At 69.1% G+C, this 19,643-nt stretch carries 18 protein-coding genes; 14 read left to right on the top strand and 4 right to left on the bottom strand.

What is annotated here, in order from left to right:
• Nucleotides 1-149 precede the first annotated feature (149 nt).
• From fadD5 to G6N25_RS08500, 14 genes are all read left to right on the top strand, one after another.
• Nucleotides 150-1,802, top strand: a complete 1,653-nt coding sequence (gene fadD5 / locus G6N25_RS08565; RefSeq protein ID WP_083075802.1) for a fatty-acid--CoA ligase FadD5 — start codon at nt 150-152, stop codon at nt 1,800-1,802.
• A gap of 305 nt (nt 1,803-2,107) precedes the next feature.
• Nucleotides 2,108-2,824: an MlaE family ABC transporter permease gene (locus G6N25_RS08560; protein WP_372506845.1), complete on the top strand. Its 717-nt coding sequence runs from the start codon at nt 2,108-2,110 to the stop codon at nt 2,822-2,824.
• Between the two features lies 1 nt (nt 2,825).
• On the top strand, nt 2,826-3,695 hold the full coding sequence (locus tag G6N25_RS08555) for an MlaE family ABC transporter permease (RefSeq protein ID WP_083075805.1): 870 nt from the start codon (nt 2,826-2,828) through the stop codon (nt 3,693-3,695).
• A 5-nt stretch (nt 3,696-3,700) separates the two neighbouring features.
• Entirely contained in the window at nt 3,701-5,008 is a 1,308-nt protein-coding gene (locus tag G6N25_RS08550) for an MCE family protein (RefSeq protein ID WP_083075806.1), read from the top strand.
• Complete coding sequence (locus tag G6N25_RS08545) at nt 5,005-6,045, top strand: virulence factor Mce family protein (protein WP_083075808.1); 1,041 nt, start codon at nt 5,005-5,007, stop codon at nt 6,043-6,045. Before G6N25_RS08550 ends, G6N25_RS08545 begins: the two co-directional genes overlap by 4 nt.
• A complete protein-coding gene (locus G6N25_RS08540) occupies nt 6,042-7,634 on the top strand; it encodes a virulence factor Mce family protein (protein WP_083075809.1) in 1,593 nt (530 codons plus the stop codon). The genes G6N25_RS08545 and G6N25_RS08540 overlap by 4 nt, the downstream gene beginning before the upstream one ends.
• On the top strand, nt 7,631-9,244 hold the full coding sequence (locus G6N25_RS08535) for a virulence factor Mce family protein (RefSeq protein WP_083075811.1): 1,614 nt from the start codon (nt 7,631-7,633) through the stop codon (nt 9,242-9,244). The genes G6N25_RS08540 and G6N25_RS08535 overlap by 4 nt, the downstream gene beginning before the upstream one ends.
• Nucleotides 9,241-10,395, top strand: coding sequence for a virulence factor Mce family protein (locus G6N25_RS08530; protein WP_083075812.1), 1,155 nt, complete (start codon nt 9,241-9,243; stop codon nt 10,393-10,395). Before G6N25_RS08535 ends, G6N25_RS08530 begins: the two co-directional genes overlap by 4 nt.
• The gene (locus tag G6N25_RS08525) at nt 10,389-11,939 is read left to right on the top strand and encodes a virulence factor Mce family protein (RefSeq protein ID WP_083075814.1); all 1,551 of its coding nucleotides are present in this window, start codon (nt 10,389-10,391) and stop codon (nt 11,937-11,939) included. The genes G6N25_RS08530 and G6N25_RS08525 overlap by 7 nt, the downstream gene beginning before the upstream one ends.
• Nucleotides 11,940-11,949: 10 nt before the next feature.
• The gene (locus G6N25_RS08520) at nt 11,950-12,549 is read left to right on the top strand and encodes an Mce protein (RefSeq protein ID WP_372506824.1); all 600 of its coding nucleotides are present in this window, start codon (nt 11,950-11,952) and stop codon (nt 12,547-12,549) included.
• Entirely contained in the window at nt 12,546-13,532 is a 987-nt protein-coding gene (locus G6N25_RS08515) for an RDD family protein (RefSeq protein ID WP_083075815.1), read from the top strand. The genes G6N25_RS08520 and G6N25_RS08515 overlap by 4 nt, the downstream gene beginning before the upstream one ends.
• Nucleotides 13,529-14,083, top strand: a complete 555-nt coding sequence (locus G6N25_RS08510; RefSeq protein WP_083075817.1) for a mammalian cell entry protein — start codon at nt 13,529-13,531, stop codon at nt 14,081-14,083. The genes G6N25_RS08515 and G6N25_RS08510 overlap by 4 nt, the downstream gene beginning before the upstream one ends.
• Nucleotides 14,050-14,721, top strand: coding sequence for an Mce protein (locus G6N25_RS08505; protein WP_083075819.1), 672 nt, complete (start codon nt 14,050-14,052; stop codon nt 14,719-14,721). Before G6N25_RS08510 ends, G6N25_RS08505 begins: the two co-directional genes overlap by 34 nt.
• A 38-nt stretch (nt 14,722-14,759) precedes the next feature.
• Entirely contained in the window at nt 14,760-15,461 is a 702-nt protein-coding gene (locus tag G6N25_RS08500) for a YoaK family protein (RefSeq protein WP_083075820.1), read from the top strand.
• Here G6N25_RS08500 and G6N25_RS08495 read toward each other — a convergent pair.
• From G6N25_RS08495 to G6N25_RS08480, 4 genes are all read right to left on the bottom strand, one after another.
• The gene (locus G6N25_RS08495) at nt 15,454-16,563 is read right to left on the bottom strand and encodes a phosphodiester glycosidase family protein (RefSeq protein ID WP_142272781.1); all 1,110 of its coding nucleotides are present in this window, start codon (nt 16,561-16,563) and stop codon (nt 15,454-15,456) included. The genes G6N25_RS08500 and G6N25_RS08495 overlap by 8 nt on opposite strands.
• 79 nt (nt 16,564-16,642) lie before the next feature.
• Nucleotides 16,643-18,025: a YhgE/Pip domain-containing protein gene (locus G6N25_RS08490; RefSeq protein ID WP_083075823.1), complete on the bottom strand. Its 1,383-nt coding sequence runs from the start codon at nt 18,023-18,025 to the stop codon at nt 16,643-16,645.
• 36 nt (nt 18,026-18,061) lie between these two features.
• On the bottom strand, nt 18,062-18,787 hold the full coding sequence (locus G6N25_RS08485) for a pirin family protein (protein WP_083075824.1): 726 nt from the start codon (nt 18,785-18,787) through the stop codon (nt 18,062-18,064).
• Between the two features lie 9 nt (nt 18,788-18,796).
• Nucleotides 18,797-19,624 (bottom strand): MarR family transcriptional regulator, encoded by an 828-nt coding sequence (locus G6N25_RS08480; protein WP_083075850.1) that lies wholly within the window; start codon nt 19,622-19,624, stop codon nt 18,797-18,799.
• Between the last annotated feature and the right edge of the window lie 19 nt (nt 19,625-19,643).

The following is a 19,643-nucleotide window of genomic DNA, read 5'->3' as shown; positions in this document are numbered from 1 at the left end:
GCGGGCTGCCAGCGCTTTCACGGGCTTGACGGGGCTTGGCCGGGTCTTGTCAGGGGGGCCGTCAAAGCCATAGTGTGATCTACACAACACTATGTTTTATCAAATATCAACCTGGCGCAAGCGGTGTGGAGGTGAAGGGGAGGCGTTAGTTGACCGCGCAATTGGCCAGCCATCTGACACAGGCCCAGAAACTAGCCCAAGAGCAGCCGTATCTGGCTCGGCGGCAGAACTGGGTGAACCAACTCGAGCGCCACGCGCTGATGCAGCCGAACGCGACGGCGCTGCGGTTCCTGGGCAGGACGGTGACGTGGGGTGGGTTGCGCCGCCGGGTCACGGCGCTGGCCGACGCGTTGAGCCGCCGGGGAGTCGGCTTCGGCGACCGGGTCATGATCCTCATGCTCAACCGCACCGAATTCGTCGAGTCGGTGCTGGCCGTCAACTCCCTCGGGGCCATCGCCGTCCCGCTGAACTTCCGGCTCACGCCGGCCGAAATCGTGTTCCTGGTGGAGGACTGCGAGGCGCGCGTGATGATCACCGAGGCGGTGCTCGCCCCGGTGGCCACCGGGGTCCGTGACATCCGGCCGTCGCTGGACACGGTCGTCGCGGCCGGCGGCTCGACCGGCGACGGCGTGTTGGGCTACGAAGACCTCGTCAACGAGCCGGGCGAGGCTCACGAACCCAGGGACATCCCGAACGATTCGCCGGCGCTGATCATGTACACCTCGGGCACCACCGGTCGCCCGAAGGGCGCGGTGCTCACCCACGCCAACCTGACCGGCCAGGCGATGACCGGGCTCTACACCAACGGCGCCGACATCAACGGCGACGTCGGCTTCGTCGGTGTCCCGTTTTTCCACATCGCCGGCATCGGCAACCTGCTGACCGGCATGCTGCTCGGCACCCCCACGGTGATCTATCCGCTGGGCGCGTTCGATCCCGGGCAGCTGCTCGACGTGTTGGCGGCCGAGAGGGTCACCGGCATCTTCCTGGTCCCCGCGCAGTGGCAGGCGGTGTGCGCCGAGCAGCGGGCGCGGCCGCGCGACCTGAGGCTGCGGGTGATGTCGTGGGGGGCCGCCCCGGCGCCGGACGCGCTGCTGCGGGAGATGTCGGCGACGTTCCCCGGAACCCAGATACTGGCCGCGTTCGGCCAGACCGAGATGTCGCCGGTCACGTGCATGCTGCTGGGCGAGGACGCGATCCGCAAACGCGGGTCGGTCGGCAAGGTGATCCCCACGGTGGCCGCCCGCGTGGTCGACGAGAACATGAACGACGTGCCCGTCGGCGAGGTGGGCGAAATCGTCTACCGGGCACCAACATTGATGAGCGGCTACTGGAACAACCCGGAGGCCACGGCGGAGGCGTTCGCGGGCGGTTGGTTCCATTCCGGGGACCTCGTCCGGATGGACGGGGACGGCTACGTGTGGGTGGTGGACCGCAAGAAGGACATGATCATCTCCGGCGGCGAGAACATCTACTGCGCGGAGGTGGAGAACGTGCTCGCCGGCCATCCCGGCATCGCCGAGGTCGCCGTCATCGGCCGGGCCCACGAGAAATGGGGCGAGGTGCCGATCGCCGTCGCCGCCGTCGCGCGCGACCCGCTGCGGCTCGAGGACCTCCACGAGTTCCTGGCCGAGCGGCTGGCGCGCTACAAGCATCCCAAGGCGCTCGAGATCGTCGACGCGCTGCCCCGCAACCCCGCCGGCAAGGTGCTCAAGACTGAGCTACGGGTGCGCTACGGCGCCGCCTACACGACCGAAAGTCGTTCCACCGCAAACGATTCAACGACCAGAGGGGAAGGATGACGCGAAGTGTAATGTTTGCCCGCTGTTGACGAAGGGTTAATTGTGCGGATGCGGTTCACACGTGCACGGCCATCGGGTACATTCCTGTGGTCTCCGTTACTACTCGCGAGTAGGGAGCCGATGGTCACTGACGTAGGGTCGGGGCAAAGGGGAGGCGTGCGACGCGTTCCGTCGCGGAACCGTCAGGCGCGCGACCCCGGGGTGAGGGGGAAGCGGTGACTTCGACGTCGACGGGTCCGCACCTGCTCGGCTACCTCCGCGACCAGCTGGAGACGCCGCTGACCCTCATCGGCGGATTCTTCCGGATGTGCGTGCTGACCGGAAAAGCCCTCTTCCGCTGGCCATTCCAGTGGCGCGAGTTCATCCTGCAGTGCTGGTTCATCATGCGGGTGGCGTTCCTGCCGACCATCATGGTCTCGATCCCGCTGACCGTCCTGCTCATCTTCACCCTCAACGTCCTGCTGGCCCAGTTCGGCGCCGCCGACCTGTCCGGCGCGGGCGCGGCGATCGGCGCGGTCACCCAGCTGGGCCCGTTGACCACCGTGCTGGTGGTCGCCGGCGCGGGTTCGACGGCGATCTGCGCGGACCTGGGTGCCCGCACCATCCGCGAGGAGATCGACGCGATGGAGGTGCTCGGCATCGACCCCATCCACCGGCTGGTGGTGCCGCGGGTGATCGCCGCGACCCTGGTCGCCACCCTGCTCAACGGCCTGGTGATCACCGTCGGGCTGGTCGGCGGCTACCTGTTCGGGGTGTACCTGCAGAACGTGTCGGGCGGCGCCTACCTCGCGACCCTGACCACCATCACCGGGCTGCCCGAGGTGGTCATCGCGACGGTCAAGGCCGCGGTGTTCGGCCTGATCGCCGGGCTGGTCGGCTGTTTCCGCGGGCTGACCGTGCGCGGCGGCTCCAAGGGGCTGGGCACCGCCGTCAACGAGACCGTCGTGCTGTGCGTGGTCGCGCTGTACGCGGTCAACGTGGTGCTGACCACGATCGGTGTGCGATTCGGGACGGGGCACTGACATGTCGACCGCCGCCGTGCTGCGCGCCCGCTTCCCGCGGGCCGCCGAGAACCTCGATCGCTACGGCGGCGCCGCCGGCCGCGGGCTCGACGACATCGGCCGGATGGCCTGGTTCGGCGGGGTGTGCCTCGCGAATATCCCGCACGCCCTGCGCAACTACCGCAAGGAGACGCTGCGGCTGATCGCCCAGATCGGCATGGGCACCGGCGCCATGGCCGTCGTGGGCGGCACCGTCGCGATCGTCGGTTTCGTGACGCTGTCCGGTAGCTCCCTGGTCGCCATCCAGGGGTTCGCGTCCCTGGGCAACATCGGGGTGGAGGCGTTCACCGGCTTCTTCGCCGCCCTGATCAACGTCCGCATCGCCGCCCCCGTCGTGACGGGCATCTCGATGGCGGCCACGGTCGGCGCCGGCGCCACCGCGGAGCTGGGGGCCATGCGGATCAGCGAGGAGATCGACGCCCTGGAGGTGATGGGGGTCAAGTCGATCTCGTTCTTGGGGACCACCCGGATCATGGCCGGGCTGGTGGTGATCATCCCGCTCTACGCGCTGGCGATGATCATGTCGTTCCTGTCGCCACAGATCACCACGACGGTGCTCTACGGGCAGTCGAACGGCACCTACGAGCACTACTTCCGGACGTTCCTGCGCCCGGACGACGTGTTCTGGTCGTTCGTGGAGGCCATCATCATCACGGCGGTCGTGATGATCACCCACTGCTACTACGGGTACAACGCGGGCGGCGGGCCGGTCGGCGTCGGCGAGGCCGTCGGCCGCTCGATGCGCTTCTCGCTGGTGTCGGTGCAGGTGGTCGTGTTGGCCGCCGCGCTGGCGCTCTACGGTGTCAACCCCAACTTCGCGCTCACGGTGTAGCCGCCATGTCGTCGCCCGTGCAGATCAACCCCTCGCGAAACCCGCCGTACAAGGTGGCCGGGATCGCGATGCTGGTGGTCGCCGCGGTGATCCTGGTGCTGGTCTACGGGCAGTTCAGGGGGAACTTCACCCCCAAGGCGAAGTTGACGATGGTGGCGTCGCGGGCCGGGCTGGTGATGGACCCGGGCTCGAAGGTCACCTACAACGGGGTGGAGATCGGCCGGGTGGCCACCATCTCGGAGACCGTGCGTGACGGCAGGCCGGCGGCCAAGTTCAGCCTGGACGTCTACCCGCGCTACCTCCAGCTGATCCCGGCCAACGTGAACGCCGACATCAAGGCGACCACGGTGTTCGGCGGCAAGTACGTGTCGTTGACGACACCGAAAAACCCGTCGCCGCAACGGATCACACCGCAGACCGTGATCGACGCCAGGTCGGTGACCACGGAGATCAACACGTTGTTCCAGACCATCACCTCGATCGCGGAGAAGGTGGATCCGGTCAAGCTGAACCTGACGCTGAGCGCCGCCGCGCAATCGCTGGCCGGGTTGGGTGACAGGTTCGGGCAGTCGATCGTCAACGCCAACGCGGTCCTCGACGACGTCAACCCGCAGATGCCGCAGGCCCGGCACGACATCCGGCAGCTGGCGGGCCTGGGCGACACCTACGCCAACGCCTCGCCGGACCTGTTCGACTTCCTCAACAACGCGGTGACCACGTCGCGCACGCTCAATCAGCAGCAAAAGGACCTGGACCGGGCGTTGTTGTCGGCGGCCGGGTTCGGCAACACCGGCGCGGACATTTTCGGCCGCGGCGGGCCGTACCTGGCGCGCGGAGCGAAGGACCTGGTGCCGACGGCCCAGCTGCTGGACACCTACAGCCCGGAGCTGTTCTGCACCGTGCGCAACTATCACGACATCGAACCCAAGGCCGCCAGCTTCCTCGGCGGCAACGGCTACTCGCTGAACAGCCATACCCAGGCGTTGTCGGGCGCGGGACTGCTGCTGAACCCGCTGTCGTTCGTGGCCCTCAACGCGCTCACGATGGGACTCGGCGGGCTGGCCGGAGTGGTCGGCGGGGCGCCCAATCCCTATATCTATCCGGAAAACCTGCCCCGGGTGAATGCCCGCGGTGGACCGGGCGGCGCGCCGGGTTGCTGGCAGACCATCACCCACGACCTGTGGCCCGCGCCCGAGTTGGTGATGGACTCCGGCAACAGCATCGCGCCGTACAACCACCTGGACACCGGTTCGCCGTATGCGATCGAGTACGTCTGGGGCCGCCAGGTAGGGGACAACACGATCAACCCATGAAAATCACCGGTACCCTCGTCCGACTCGGCGCCTTCTCGCTGGTGCTGCTGCTGTTCACCGTGATGATCATCGTGGTGTTCGGCCAGATGCGCTTCGACCGCACCTACGGCTACTCGGCGGAGTTCAGCAACGTCAGCGGGCTGCGGCAGGGCCAGTTCGTCCGCGCCTCGGGGGTGGAGATCGGCAAGGTCAGCTCGGTGCACCTGATCGACGGCGGCAAGCGGGTGCGGGTGGATTTCAACGTCGACCGCGCGGTGCCGCTGTACCAGTCGACGACCGCACAGATCCGCTACCTCGACCTGATCGGCAACCGCTACCTGGAGCTCAAACGCGGCGAGGGAGAAGGGGCCGACCGGGTCCTGCCGCCGGGCGGCTTCATCCCGCTGGCGCGGACGTCGCCCGCGCTCGACCTCGACGCGCTGATCGGCGGCTTCAAGCCGCTGTTTCGGGCGCTGGACCCGCAGAAGGTCAACACCATCGCGTCGGCCCTGGTCACCGTGTTCCAGGGGCAGGGCGGCACCATCAACGACATCCTCGACCAAACCGCGCAGCTCACCTCGCAGCTCGGTGAGCGGGACCGGGCGATCGGCGAGGTCGTCAAAAACCTGAACATCGTGCTGGACACCACGGTCCGGCACCGCAAGGACTTCGATCAGACCATCAACAACCTCGAGGTGCTGATCACCGGGCTGAAGGACCACGGCGATCAGCTGGCCGGCGGGACCGCACACATCAGCAACGCCGCCGGAACGGTGGCCGACCTGCTGGGTGAGGACCGTTCCCTGCTGCACAAGACCCTCAACTACCTCGACGCGGTCCAGCAGCCGCTCATCGATCAGCGCCAACAGCTGACCGACTACCTGCACAAGGTGCCGACCGCGCTGAACATGATCGGGCGCGGCATCGGGTCCTACGGGGACTTCGTCAACTTCTACGCCTGCGACGTCACGCTCAAGATCAACGGGCTGCAGTCCGGCGGCCCGGTCCGCACGGTCCGGCTGTTCCAGCAGCCGACGGGCAGGTGCACGCCGCAATGAGAACGCTCGAACCTCCCAACCGGCTGCGCATCGGGATCATGGGCATCCTCGTGACGGCCCTCGTCATCGGCGTGGGCCAAAGCTTCACGAGCGTCCCGATGCTGTTCGCCAAGCCCAGCTACTACGGGCAGTTCACCGATACGGGCGGAATCAACACGGGCGACAAGGTGCGCATCGCCGGCATGGACGTCGGCAAGGTCGAGGGCCTCAAGATCGACGGGGACCACATCGTACTGAAGTTCTCGATCGGCGCCGAAACCATCGGCACCGAGAGCCGGCTGGCGATCAAGACGGACACCATCCTCGGCAAGAAGATCCTCGAGATCGAGGCGCGGGGCGACCGGCCGCTGGAGCCCGGCGCCACCCTGCCGCTGGGTCAAAGCACGACGCCCTATCAGATCTACGACGCCTTCTTCGACGTCACCAAGGCGGCCAGCGGCTGGGACATCGACACGGTCAAGCAGTCACTGCACGTGTTGTCGCAGACCATCGACCAGACCTACCCGCACCTGAGCGCCGCGCTCGACGGGGTGGCGAAGTTCTCCGACACGATCGGCAAGCGCGACGAGGAGATCAAGCACCTGCTCGCCCAGGCCAACCAGGTGGCCAGCGTGCTGGGTGACCGCAGCGACCAGGTCGACCGGCTGCTGGTCAACGCCAAGACGCTGCTGGCCGCGTTCAACGAACGCGGCCAGGCCATCAACGCGTTGCTGGCCAACGTCGCGGCGTTCTCGCAGCAGGTGAAGGGGCTCATCAACGACAACCCGAACCTGAACCACGTGCTGGAGCAGCTGCGCACGGTCAGCGACATCCTGGTCGAGCGCAAGGACGACGTGGCGGCCGGGCTCGTCGAGGTGGGCAAGTTCCTCCCGTCGCTGAACGAGGCCATCGCGTCGGGGCCATTCTTCAAGGTGGTCCTGCACAACCTGGCCTTCTATCAGATTCTGCAGCCGTGGGTCGACGCGGCGTTCAAGAAGCGCGGCATCGACCCGGAGAACTTCTGGCGCGGCGCCGGGCTGCCGGAATACCGCTGGCCCGACCCCAACGGCACCCGGTTCCCCAACGGCGCGCCGCCGCCGGCGCCCCCGGTGCTGGAAGGCACCCCGGATCACCCGGGACCCGCCGTCCCGCCCGGGTCGCCGTGCTCCTACGCGCCGGCGAATCCCGGCGGCAACGTCACCGTCGGCGACGAGGGCCTGCCGCGGCCGTGGAACCCGCTGCCCTGCGCGGGGGCGACGGTCGGCCCGTTCGGCGGCCCGGGCTTCCCCGCGCCGATCGACGTCGACGCCTCGCCGCCCAACCCCGCCGGCCTGCCGCCCACGCCGGGCATCCCGATCGCGGGGCGGCCGGGCCAGCCGGCCCCCAACGTCCCGGGCACCCCGGTGCCGCTTCCGGCGGAGGCGCCGCCGGGCGCGCGCACCGAGAACCTGGCGCCGGCCGGCCCGACCCCGCCGCCGTCGACGTTCGCCCCGGGCCTGCCGCCCGGCCCACCGGCCCCGCCCGGGCCCGGGAACCAGCTGCCGGCGCCGTTCATCAACCCCGGCGGCACCGGCGGTAGCGGCGCGGCGGGAGGGGGTAGCCAGAATTGAGCACCATCTTTGACATCCGCAACATCCGGCTCCCCAAGCTGACCCGGGCGACGGTGATCGTCGGGTCGCTGGCGATCGTGCTGGCCCTCGTCGTCGGGTACGTCGGCTGGCGGCTGTACGAGAAGCTGACGAACAACACGGTGGTCGCCTACTTCCCCGCCGCGAACGCGCTCTACCCGGGCGACAAGGTGCAGATCATGGGGTTGCGGGTGGGCGCGATCGACAAGATCGAGCCGACCGGCGACAAGATGAAGGTCACCTTCCACTACGAGAACAAGTACAAGGTGCCCGCCAACGCCTCCGCGGTGATCCTCAACCCCACCCTGGTGGCCTCGCGCGCCATCCAGCTGGAGCCGCCCTACAAGGGTGGCGCGGTGCTCGCCGACAACGCGGTGATCCCGGAGGAGCGCACCCAGGTGCCGGTGGAATGGGACGAGCTGCGCAACAGCATCACCAACATCATCTCCAAGCTCGGCCCGACCCCCGAGCAGCCGAAGGGGCCCTTCGGTGAGGTCATCGAGTCGTTCGCCGACGGGCTGGCCGGCAAGGGCAAGCAGATCAACACGACGCTGACCAACCTGTCGCGGGCGCTGACCGCGCTCAACGAGGGCCGCGGCGACTTCTTCGCGGTGGTGCGCAGCCTGGCGCTGTTCGTCAACGCGCTGCACCAGGACGACCAGCAGTTCGTCGCGCTGAACCAGAACCTGGCGGACTTCACCACCCGGCTGGCGCACAACGACACCGACCTCGCCAACGCGCTGCAGCAGTTCGACAGCCTGCTTTCCACGGTGCGGCCGTTCCTCGACAAAAACCGCGAGGTGCTGACCCACGACGTCAACAACCTGGCGACCGCGACGAACGCGCTGCTGCAACCGGAGCCGCTGAACGGGTTGGAGACCGCCCTGCACGTCATCCCGACGGCCGCGGCGAACATCAACCAGATCTATCACCCGTCGCACGGCTCCGTGGTCGCCATCCCGGCGATCACCAGCTTCGCGAACCCGATGCAGTTCATCTGCAGCTCGATTCAGGCCGGCAGCCGGCTCGGGTATCAGGAGTCGGCGGAACTGTGCGCGCAGTACCTGGCGCCGATCCTCGATGCGATCAAGTTCAATTACCTGCCGTTCGGCCTGAACCTGTTCAGCACCGCCGAGACGCTGCCCAAGGACGTCGCCTATTCCGAGCCCCGGCTGCAGCCGCCCAACGGGTACAAGGACACGACCGTGCCGGGGATCTGGGTGCCGGACACGCCGTTGTCGCACCGCAACACCCAGCAGGGGTGGATCGTCGCCCCGGGCATGCAGGGCCAGCAGGTGGGCCCGATCACGGCGGGCCTGATGACGCCCGACTCGCTGGCCGAGCTGATGGGCGGCCCCAACATCGCGCCCGTCCAGTCGAACCTGCAGACCCCGCCGGGCCCGCCGAACGCCTACGACGAGAACCCGGTGCTGCCGCCCATGGGCCTGAACGCCCCGGTGCCCATCGGCCCGCCGCCGCCGGGCCCGGCGGTCGCCCCGGGTCCCGTCGCGCCGACGCCGGTGCCGGTGGCCGCGCCCGCACCCAACGCCGGCGGCCCGCCGGTGCCCGCCGACGTGGGAGGTGGCCAGTGAGCGCGATCCGTCACCGGGCCTGGCAGGGGCTGGCGCTGCTGGTGGCCGCGCTGGTGCTGAGCTCGTGCGGCTGGCGCGGGATCTCCAACGTGGCGATCCCCGGCGGCCCGGGCGGCGGGGCGGGGTCCTACACGATCTACGCGCAGGTGCCGGACACGCTGGCGATCAACGGCAACAGCAAGGTGATGGTCGCCGACGTCTACGTCGGTTCGATCAAGGCCATCAACCTCAAGAACTGGGTGGCCACCCTGACGCTGGGCATCGACAATTCGGTCAAGCTCCCGAAGAACGCCACCGCCAAGATCGGCCAGACGTCGCTGCTGGGCTCGCAGCACGTGGAGCTGGCCGCGCCGCCGAACCCGTCGCCGCAGCTGCTCAAGGACGGCGACACCATCCCGCTGAAGAACTCGTCCGCGTACCCCACCACCGAGCAGACCCTGGCCAGCCTCTCGCTGATCCTGCGCGGCGGCGGCATCCCCAACCTGGAGGTGCTGCAGAACGAGGTCTACAACATCTTCAACGGGCGCGCGGACAAGATCCGGGCCTTCCTCGGCAAGCTGGACACCTTCACCGACCAGCTGAATCAACAGCGCGACGACATCACCCACGCCATCGACTCGACCAACCGGCTGCTGACCTACGTGGGTGGCCGCGCCGACGTCCTGGACCGCGTGTTTACCGAGATCCCGCCGCTGATCAAGCATTTCGCCGACACCAAGAACCTGCTCATCAACGCCGTCGACGCGGTGGGGCGCCTCAGCCAGGCCGCCGACCAGTACCTGTCGGAAGCCCGCGGCCCCCTGCACACCGACCTGCAATCGCTGCAATGCCCGCTGCGGGAACTCGGCCGCGCCTCGCCGTATCTGATCGGCGCGCTGAAGCTGATCCTCACCCAGCCGTTCGACATCGACACCGTTCCCAAGCTGTTCCGCGGTGACTACGTCAACGTGTCGCTGACGCTCGACCTGACCTACAGCGCCGTCGACAACGCGTTCCTCACCGGCACCGGATTGTCGGGGTCGCTGCGCGCGCTCGAGCAGTCGTTCGGGCGCGACCCCGAGACGATGATCCCCGACGTCCGCTACACGCCCAACCCGAACGACGCGCCGGGCGGACCGCTGGTGGAAAGGGCGGACAGAGGACAATGCTGACTCGCTTCATCCGACGCCAGCTGGTGCTGTTCGGCATCCTCACGGTGATCTCGCTGCTGGTGCTGGGCGTGTACTACCTGCAGATCCCGAGCCTGGTGGGCATCGGCCGGTACACGCTCAAGGCCGAGCTGCCGGCGTCGGGCGGCCTGTATCCGACGGCCAACGTGACCTATCGCGGCATCACCATCGGCAAGGTCACCGACGTCGAGCCCACCGAAACCGGCGCCGAGGCGACCATGAGCGTCGACAGCCGCTACAAGATCCCGGTCGACGCGATCGCGAACGTCCACTCCGTGTCGGCGGTCGGCGAGCAGTACCTGGACCTGGTGTCGACCGGGAATCCCGGCAAGTACCTCTCGCCCGGGCAAACCATCGCCAAGGGCACGGTGCCCGCCGAGATCGGGCCGGCGCTGGACACCGCCAACCGGGGGCTTGCCGCGCTGCCGAAGGACAAGATCGGCTCGTTGCTCGACGAGACGGCGCAATCCGTCGGCGGGCTGGGTCCCGCGCTGCAGCGGCTGGTCGACTCCACCCAGGCGATCGTCGGTGACTTCAAGACGAACATCACCGACGTCAACGACATCATCCAGAACTCCGGCCCGGTCCTGGACAGCCAGGTCGATTCCGGCAGCGCGATCGAGCGCTGGGCGCGCAACCTGGACAGGTTGGGCGCGCAGAGCGCGGCCAACGACCAGCACCTGAAAAGCCTGCTGACGCAGGCTGCACCAACGGCCGATCAGGTCAACGAGGTGTTCAGCGGCGTCCGGGACTCGCTGCCGCAGACGCTGGCGAACCTCGAGGTCGTCATCGACCTGCTCAAGCGCTACCACACCGGGGTCGAGCAGGTGCTGGTCTTCCTGCCGCAGGGCGCCTCGATCGCCCAGACCGTCGCCGCGCCGTTCCCGAACCAGGCCGCGCTCGACCTCGCGTTGTCCATCAACCAGCCGCCGCCATGCCTGACCGGTTTCATTCCGGCATCGGAGTGGCGGTCCCCGGCGGACACCAGCATGCAGCCGCTGCCGACCGGCACCTACTGCAAGATCCCGATGGACACGCCGGCCAACAGCGTGCGCGGGTCGCGCAACATCCCGTGCACGGACATCCCCGGCAAGCGCGCGGCCACGCCCCGGGAGTGCCGCGACCCCAAGCCGTACGTTCCGGCGGGGACCAACCCCTGGTACGGCGACCCGAACCAGATCCTGACCTGCCCCGCGCCGGCGGCGCGCTGCGATCAGTCGGTGCGGCCGGGCATGGTGATCCCGGCGCCGTCCGTCGACAACGGCATGAACCCGGCGCCGTCGAACCGGGTCTCGGGGACGCCGCCGCCGGTCAGCGACCCCCTGTCGCGGCCGGGAACCGGGACGGTGCAATGCAATGGGCAACAGCCCAACCCGTGCGTCTACACCCCCGGCGGGCCGCCCGCCGCCGTCTACAACCCCCAGAGCGGTGAACTGGTGGGGCCCGACGGGGTCAAGTACTCCGTCGAAAACTCGACCAGGACCGGAGACGACGGATGGAAGGAGATGCTGGCGCCGGCCGGCTGAACCCCCACCGATGCCGATGTTTGGTCGCCTGCGCGGGCTTTCCCGGAGATCGGGCCCGAAGAACCAGCAGGAGCCGGCGCCCGCCGCCGTGGACGCCGGCGCCGGGCGCGGTCCGTCGCGCCTGGGGTGTGGCTGGGTCGCCGGTGTTGTTGCGGCGCTTGTGCTGTGCGCGGCCGCCCTGGGAACCGGTGGCTACTTCGCGCTGCGTTCCCACCACGAAAGCCTGGCCATCGCGCGCAACGACGCCGCCGCGCTCAAGGCGGCGGTGGATTGCGTTTCGGCGACCCAGGCGCCCGACGGCACCGCGATGGCCGCGAGCGAACAGAAGATCATCGACTGTGGCACGGACGCTTTCCGCGCCCAGGCCCTGCTCTACACCAACATGCTCGTCCAGGCGTATCAGGCCGCGAACATCCACGTCCAGGTGTCCGACGTGCGGGCGGCGGTCGAGCGCAACAACGCCGACGGTTCGGTCGACGTGCTCGTCGCGATGCGCGTCAAGGTGTCTACCGACCAGTCGCAGAACGAGACCGGCTACCGCCTGCGGGTGCGGATGGCGCTCGCCGAGGGCCAGTACAAGATTTCCAAACTCGACCAGGTGACGAAGTGACGGTGGTGGTCGAGGAGGCTCACACCCGGACCCGAACCGAGGCCGCCGTCCCGGAACCGCCGCGGGAAGCCTTGGCGCCCTGGCATTCCCGCGTCGGCGCGTTCGCCATCGACGTCCTGACCGCGGCCGCGGTGGTGGCGACGATGGCCCTGGTGTCGGTCACCGTGCCGGCGCGCGGCGCGTGGTGGTGGGCGTGCGTGTCCGTCATCGGCGTCGCCGTCCTGGCGATGCTGGCCAACCGGTTGTTGTTGCCGGCGGCGACCGGTTGGAGCCTGGGGCGCACCCTCTTCGGGATCGCGGTGGTGCGCCGCGACGGGACGGCCGCCGGCCCGTGGCGGTTGCTGCTGCGCGACCTGGCGCACCTGCTGGACACCGCGTCGGTGGTGGGATGGCTGTGGCCGCTGTGGGATTCGCGGCGCCGCACCTTCGCCGACCTGTTGTCGCGCACCGAGGTGCGACGCGTCGAGCCGGGCGGGTCGCGGCCCGACGCGCGGCGGTGGATCGCGGCGGCGGTGCTGTCCGCGGCGGCGGTCTGCCTCGCGGGCGCCGCCGTGAGCTACCTGGCGGTGTACTCCCGCGATCGGGCGACCGATCAGACCCGCGCACAGATCGCGGTGCAGGGGCCGAAGATCGTCGCTCAGATGCTGACGTACGACCCGAAATCGTTGAGCGACGATTTCGCGCGCGCCCGATCGCTGGCCACCGACAAATACCGGGACCAGCTGGCCGCCCAGCAGGACGTGGTGCGGAAGGGGAACGCGGTCATCAACGAGTACTGGCCGGTCGACTGGTCGGTCCAGTCCGCCGCGCCGGATCGGGCGACGATGCTGCTGTTCCTGCAGGGCCGGCGGGGCGCGGCGCCCGACGAACGCTACATCAGCGCGACCGTGCGGGTGGATTTCGCGAAGGGCGGCGACGACCGCTGGCGCGTCGACGACCTCGCCGTGCTGACCAAACCGAAACCCCCCGGGAACGGAAAATGAGCCCCCGGCGCAAGTTTCGGCCCGGCGAGGAACCGCTGCTCGTCGCGCGCCCCGTGCCGGAGCGGCGACCGTGGGGGTTGCCGCTGGCCGGCGCCGTGGCCGCGGTGCTGATGGCCGCCGCGGTCACGGTGTGCACCCTGATGCTGATCTCCCACGAATCCCGGGCGCGCGCCGCGTCGAGGGACCGCGAGGTGATCAGCTACGTGTCGGGGTTCATGACGCAGTTCACCTCCATCGACCCCTACCACGCCAACGACTATGTGGCGGGGATATTGGCCCAGGCGACCGGCGATTTCGCCCGGCAGTACCAGGAAAAGGCCAACGAGATCCTGCTCCAGGTCGCCCGGGCCGAACCGGCGACCGGCACGGTCCTGGGCGCCGGCCTGGAACGGTGGAACGACGACGGCAGCGCCAACGTGATGGTGGCCACCGAGGTGACCTCCAAGTCGGCGGACGAAAAGCAGGTATTCGGGAACGCCAATCGTTGGACGGCGACCGCCACGCAGGAAGGGAAGCAGTGGAAAATCAGCAACCTGCTGCAGGTGATCTGACCCCGACCACCGAGGGCCCCGCGGAGCCTGACGAAAGCGCCGACGCCCCAACGGAATCCGCCGAAGACGCGAAGCCCGAAGAGCAGGCCGAGGAGGCCGGGCCGGGCGGCCGCGGGAGGCGGCCGGCCGGGAAGCGGCTCGCCGTCGCCGTCGCCGTGGCCGCGGTGCTCTTCGTCGGTTCGGCGGCCTTCGGCGGCGCGGCGGTCCAGCCGTACCTGGCCGATCGCGCCACCGCCGCAACCAAATTGAAAGTCGCGCGGACCGCGACCCGCGCGATCACGACGCTGTGGACCTACACGCCGGAGAACATGGACGGCCTCGCCGACCGCGCGGCGGCCTACCTCGCCGGCGACTTCGAGGCGCAGTACCGCAAATTCGTCGACGCGATCGTGGCCCCGAACAAGCAGGCCAAGGTGACCAATAACACCGAGGTCACCGGCGCGGCGGTCGAATCGCTCGATGACCCGAACGCCGTCGTCATGGTCTATACCAACACCACGTCGACCAGCCCGCTGACCAAGAACATCCCGTCACTAAAATACCTGTCCTACCGGCTGTTCATGAAACGCGCCAACGGCCGCTGGCTGGTGACCCGGATGACGACCATCACCTCGCTGGATCTGACGCCGCACGCGTAGCGCCGGCCGGCCGAGCCCACCGAAATATACTGCAGCCCATGTCCGTCGACTCGCCGGTGTCCGACCGGATGACCGTCGCGGCGTTGCTGTTGCTGACCTTCGCCACCGGCCTGGCCGACTCGATCAGCATCCTGGCGCTCGGCCACGTCTTCGTGGCCAACATGACCGGCAACGTGATCTTCCTCGGCTTCTGGCTGGCCCCGAAGACCAACATCGACCTGACCGCGGTCGCGGTGGCCCTGCCCACCTTCGTGTGCACCACGATCCTCAGCGGCCGGCTGTCACGGCATTTCGGTGAGCGGACGCGGCGCTGGATCACCACCGTGTTGGCAACGGAAATCGCCCTGCTGGTGGCGCTGTCGATCATGGCCGGCGCGGGCGTGCTGCACTATCACGACAACACCAAGCTGATCATGATCGGCATCCTCGCGACGACGTTCGGCCTGCAGCACTCGAGCGCCCGCCAGTTCGGGATCCAGGAGCTGTCCACCACGGTGTTGACGTCGACGATCGTCAGCCTCGGCCTGGACAGCCGGCTGGCCGGCGGCACGGGCGCCCGCGAAAAGCTGCGGTTCAGCGTGGTTTTCACGATGTGCGCCGGCGCCCTGGTCGGCGCGACGATGTCGCGGTTCGTCGTGGCCCCGGTGTTCGTGCTCGCGGCGTCGGTGGTGGCGTTGAGCCTGCTGATCTTCCTGGCCGGGCCCGCCAAGGCCAAAAGCCCTGCGGATAAGGCTAATTGAACGCCAGCCAGCTGGGCAGCGCCCGTTCACGCGAGTCGCAGAGGACCTCGCGCGTGTCGCACGACCCCCGCGGCGACCCGGCGCCGGCCCACATCCCGCCGGTGTCTCGGCGCAGCACGATGGCCGACGACCCGCCGCCGTCGAGCAGGACCGCGGTGTCGCTGCCGAGGCCGCGGAACAGGTCCTGGATGTTGTCCGGGGTGTAGCTGCCGCCCTCGAAGATGTACATCTCGTCCTTCTGCTTCGCGTAGGCGAGGGCCGTGCGCGCCGCGCTGGGACCGCCGTCGTGGAGTTGGCCGGTGTTGCCGGGCGACAGCAGCCCGATCCCCGAGACCGCGACGAACTTTTCGTTCTTGTTGAGCAGGTCCTGGACCACCGGGGTGGCCGCGTCGTAGTCGTTCTTGGCCCGGGGCCACACCACATACGGCGCCCCACCGGTCGGCATGATCATCGTCGACAACGCGCTCCAGCTCTCGCCCCCGCCGGAAAGCCCCTGCTTGCCCGGATAGGCGACGGTGCCGGTGACCGCCTGGTTCGCCCGGCCCCGGCCATTGGTGTTGTCGACGAAGGCGCCCAGCGGCGAGCTGCATCCGGTCTGGCGCCAGGAGCCGCCCCGCTGGGGCCGGATGTCAAAGAAGTTGGCGTTGATCGCGATGGTCGGCTGCCCCAGCCGCTGCCACGCCTGCAGCGGCGGGTAGATCTCCGATGCCTGCCACAGTCCCTCGCCGGTGCGGGCCCGGGGATTGTTCTCGCAGCGCGCCTGATTGCCCTGGTGGGTGTCGACCAGCAGGTGCGGCGCCAGGCGTCCCGCCGCGTTCTTGATGATCATCAGGTGGCCGCCGTTGTTCATCTCGTACCAGCCGCCGCCCGCGTTGAGCATCGGCGTGGGGTGGCCGGCGCCGAAGTTGTAGACCAGGTAGGAACCCTTGGTGGTGTTGATGGCGTTGGCCAGCAGGTCGCGGCCGTCGGCGGCGTGGGCGACGGGTCGTCCGGTGGTGACCGACAGGACCGCGCAGGCCGCCACCGCGGTGCAGCAGGCCGCCAGCCGGCGCACGCTGGCGGTTGGCGTCAGCACGGTGGACCTTTCGGCGCTGAGGTGAATGCAACATGCACAGCATCAGTCAGACAGGCCACACTGTCAACTTTGATAACAAACGCGTGACGCTTGGGTGGCACTCGAATTACGTTTGCTCGCTTAGGCTTTCGTTTGGCGTCTCGCTTGGCGTCTCGCGCTTGCCCGCGCGCGCCTGGTGTTGCGTTTGGTGCGCCTCGGCGATCGCCATCTCGGCCGCCCCCGGGATCCGGTGGAAACCCTTGCGGTCGTAGAGGTGCGTGATGATCCCGCCCAGCAGCAGGCCGATGACCAGGCCGACCGACGTCAGCCACAACGCCTGCGACATGCCGGCGTCCGCCCGGCCATCGAGATACACCAGCGACCGCACGCCCAGGAACACCTGGTGCATCGGCTCGAATTCGGCCAGCCAGCGAAAGAACGGCGGCGTCGCCTCGAGCGGGACCGTGGCGCCCGCCGACGGCAATCCGAGGATGACGAAGATCAACATGCTGACCAGCAGGCCCATCGAGCCCAGCACCGAGATGAGGGAACTGGACGTGACGCCGACCGCGGCGATCGCGAAGACCCCGTAGAGCCACAGCTGCCAGCCGAGCGGGATGGGCATGCCGAGGCCGTCGGCGATCGCCAGGTACACCGCCGACGTCAGCAGCCCCAGCAGCACCATGATGGCCCACTTGAGCAGCAGCGTCTGGAAACGCGAGATCTTCACCTGCTCGGCGAACCGGTACACCGGGCCCCATTCAGCCGGCACGTAGCCGAGCAGCGCGTCCACCAGCGTGCTGACCACCACGCTGCCGGTGAAACCGGCCAGCAGCAGCAACAGCGCGTAATAGAACGCCGACAGCCCGTTGCCGGTGCCGTTCGGCAGCGGGTTGTACACGGTGGCCTTGACCTCGATCGGGTTGGCAAGACCCAGCGCCGAGGCTCCGGTCAGCGGCGCGCCGCCCGTCTCGGCCGCGACGTCGGCCGTAAGTCGTTGGCCCACTTTGCCGTTCGCGACGGCGATCACCTGGGTCAGGGTCTGGCCGGCGATGCTGGAACCGAGTGTGCCCGCCCGCGGGTTCGTCGAGATCGTGATCGAGGGCCGGGCCGCGCGCTCCGGCGCGACCGCGCTGGCCCCGAACTCACGCAGGTTGGACGAGAAGGTCGGCGGTATGACGGCCTCCCCGTACACCTGGGCCGTGTCCAGCAGTCGCCGCGCCTCGCCGTGGGAAACCACCCGGACGTCGAACTTGTTCTTGTCCAGCCCGGCGACCAGGCCGTCGGCGATCTGCGCCCCGAACGGTCCGGCGTCCTCGTTCACCACGGCGACGGGGAAGTGCCGCAGGTTGGTCATCGGGTTCAGGATGCCCCCGAGGTAGAGCGCGCACAGCGCCGACATCAGGGCCAGCGTGACGACGACGGGCAGCGCCCAGAACCGCACGGTCCGCACCGCCTTGATGTTCCGCTTGGGGTTCGGCGCCGCGTGCCGCGGCTGCGTTTGAGACATGCGGGCTCCTGTCTGTCGTGCCCACTCTATGCAATCTCAGTCGCCCAGCTTTGCGTGCATCTCCCAGACCAGCAGTTCCGAGGGCTCCCCGGCCGTCACCCGCCGCCCGTCGGCGTCGGTGAACCGGACCGCGTCGCCCTCGTCCAGGTCACCGACGCCCTCCAGGGTGACCCGGCCGCGCGCGACGAACAGGTGCAGGTAGGGCGCCGGGGGCAGGCCCACCGCGTCGCCGGGCCGCAGCCGGGCGGCGTGCAGCGCGGCGTTGCGGTTGTGCAGGGCGATGGCCGCGTCCCGCCCGGGCAGGCCCGAGGCGACGGTCACCAGGCCGCCGCCCGACAGGTCCCCGCCGATCTCGTGCTGTTGGTAGCTCGGCGGGATGGCGGCCTCGTCGGGGACCACCCACATCTGCACGAAATGGACCGGCTCGGTGGCCGAACCGTTCTTCTCCGAGTGCAGGATTCCGCTGCCCGCCGACATGCGTTGCGCCAGACCGGGATAGATCACCCCGTGATTGCCGGCCGAATCCCGGTGCGTCAGCTCGCCCCGCAGCACCCAGGTCACGATCTCCATGTCGCGGTGTGGGTGCGTGTCGAAACCCGCGTCCGGCCCCACCCGGTCGTCGTTGTTGACCAGCAGCAGGCCGTGGTGGGTGTTGTCCGGGTCGTAGTGGTCGCCGAACGAGAACGAATGCCGGGAGTTCAGCCACGGCGTGGTGGTGACCGCCCTGTCGGCCGCGCGCCGAACCTCCACGGTGGCAGGCATGGGCCCAGCCTAATGGCCCGCCCCGGCGGCGAGCAGTCCCTGCGCGTGCCGCAGCGCGGCGTCGAGCGCGGGCAGGGTCAGCGCGGCCGAGCGGCCCAGGTGGATCTCGATCTGGTATTCCGGCTGGCCGTCCGGCCCGAAAATCGGCAGCACGACGAATTCCGTTGACGCCAAATCTGTTTCGAGCGCGTCGGTGACCGACCGCAGCGTCACCATGGTCATCAGGGTGGTGAGCTGGCGGGTCACCCGCGCGGTCGGCTCGAGCGAGGCCAGCACGTCGGCCAGCCGGTGGTGCAGCGATCGGTGGGTGTCGTCGAACCGCCATGCGCCGTAGCCGCGGGCCCGGATGTCGGCGAGCACCCGCCGGTGCTCGGCGATTTCGGCGCGGGTCAGCCGCGGCACCACGCGGTGCAGCCAGGCCTGGACGGAGTCGTCGTCGCGCCAGGCCATCGCGACCAGGCCGAACGGCGGGTCGATGGGGAAGCGCTGCCCGACGGCGTGCTCGCCGTCGGTGGCGTGGCCGACCGCGTCGACGGTGGTGAGGTGCCGGCCGCCGATCCTCGACATCGAGCAGCCCGCGCCGAGCGTGTCGTGCAGGAACCGCAGCGCGTCGCGCCCGCGATCCAGCAGCGGGAACTGCGTCCGCAGCCCGTGCACCAGGCCGAACAGCCCGCTGCCCAGCACGTAGCGGCGGTCCTCGCGGCGCGTCACCCAGGCGCGGCGTTCCAGCTCGGCGAGCACCAGGGCGCAGGTCGAGGTGCTGATGCCGCACACCTTCGCCAGCTCGGCCGATGCCCGCCCGTTCGGTGAATCCGCCAGGGCGGCAAGCACATCCATCACGCGGGCGGTGGGCGGC

Origin of the sequence: Mycobacterium heidelbergense, from assembly GCF_010730745.1 — a bacterium.
Taxonomy (GTDB): Bacteria; Actinomycetota; Actinomycetes; order Mycobacteriales; family Mycobacteriaceae; genus Mycobacterium; species Mycobacterium heidelbergense.
Note: the sequence above shows the minus strand (reverse complement) of the source record. Positions and strands in the feature narration are given on the sequence as shown.

Coding starts and splice junctions, on each gene's coding strand:
- G6N25_RS08500 (WP_083075820.1), top strand. CDS start 14,760: ATGTCCGTCGACTCGCCGGTGTCCGACCGGATGACCGTCGCGGCGTTG.
- G6N25_RS08490 (WP_083075823.1), bottom strand. CDS start 18,025: ATGTCTCAAACGCAGCCGCGGCACGCGGCGCCGAACCCCAAGCGGAAC.
- G6N25_RS08545 (WP_083075808.1), top strand. CDS start 5,005: ATGAAAATCACCGGTACCCTCGTCCGACTCGGCGCCTTCTCGCTGGTG.
- G6N25_RS08510 (WP_083075817.1), top strand. CDS start 13,529: ATGAGCCCCCGGCGCAAGTTTCGGCCCGGCGAGGAACCGCTGCTCGTC.
- G6N25_RS08540 (WP_083075809.1), top strand. CDS start 6,042: ATGAGAACGCTCGAACCTCCCAACCGGCTGCGCATCGGGATCATGGGC.
- G6N25_RS08560 (WP_372506845.1), top strand. CDS start 2,108: ATGTGCGTGCTGACCGGAAAAGCCCTCTTCCGCTGGCCATTCCAGTGG.
- G6N25_RS08550 (WP_083075806.1), top strand. CDS start 3,701: ATGTCGTCGCCCGTGCAGATCAACCCCTCGCGAAACCCGCCGTACAAG.
- G6N25_RS08485 (WP_083075824.1), bottom strand. CDS start 18,787: ATGCCTGCCACCGTGGAGGTTCGGCGCGCGGCCGACAGGGCGGTCACC.
- G6N25_RS08525 (WP_083075814.1), top strand. CDS start 10,389: ATGCTGACTCGCTTCATCCGACGCCAGCTGGTGCTGTTCGGCATCCTC.
- G6N25_RS08520 (WP_372506824.1), top strand. CDS start 11,950: ATGCCGATGTTTGGTCGCCTGCGCGGGCTTTCCCGGAGATCGGGCCCG.
- G6N25_RS08555 (WP_083075805.1), top strand. CDS start 2,826: ATGTCGACCGCCGCCGTGCTGCGCGCCCGCTTCCCGCGGGCCGCCGAG.
- G6N25_RS08480 (WP_083075850.1), bottom strand. CDS start 19,624: ATGGATGTGCTTGCCGCCCTGGCGGATTCACCGAACGGGCGGGCATCG.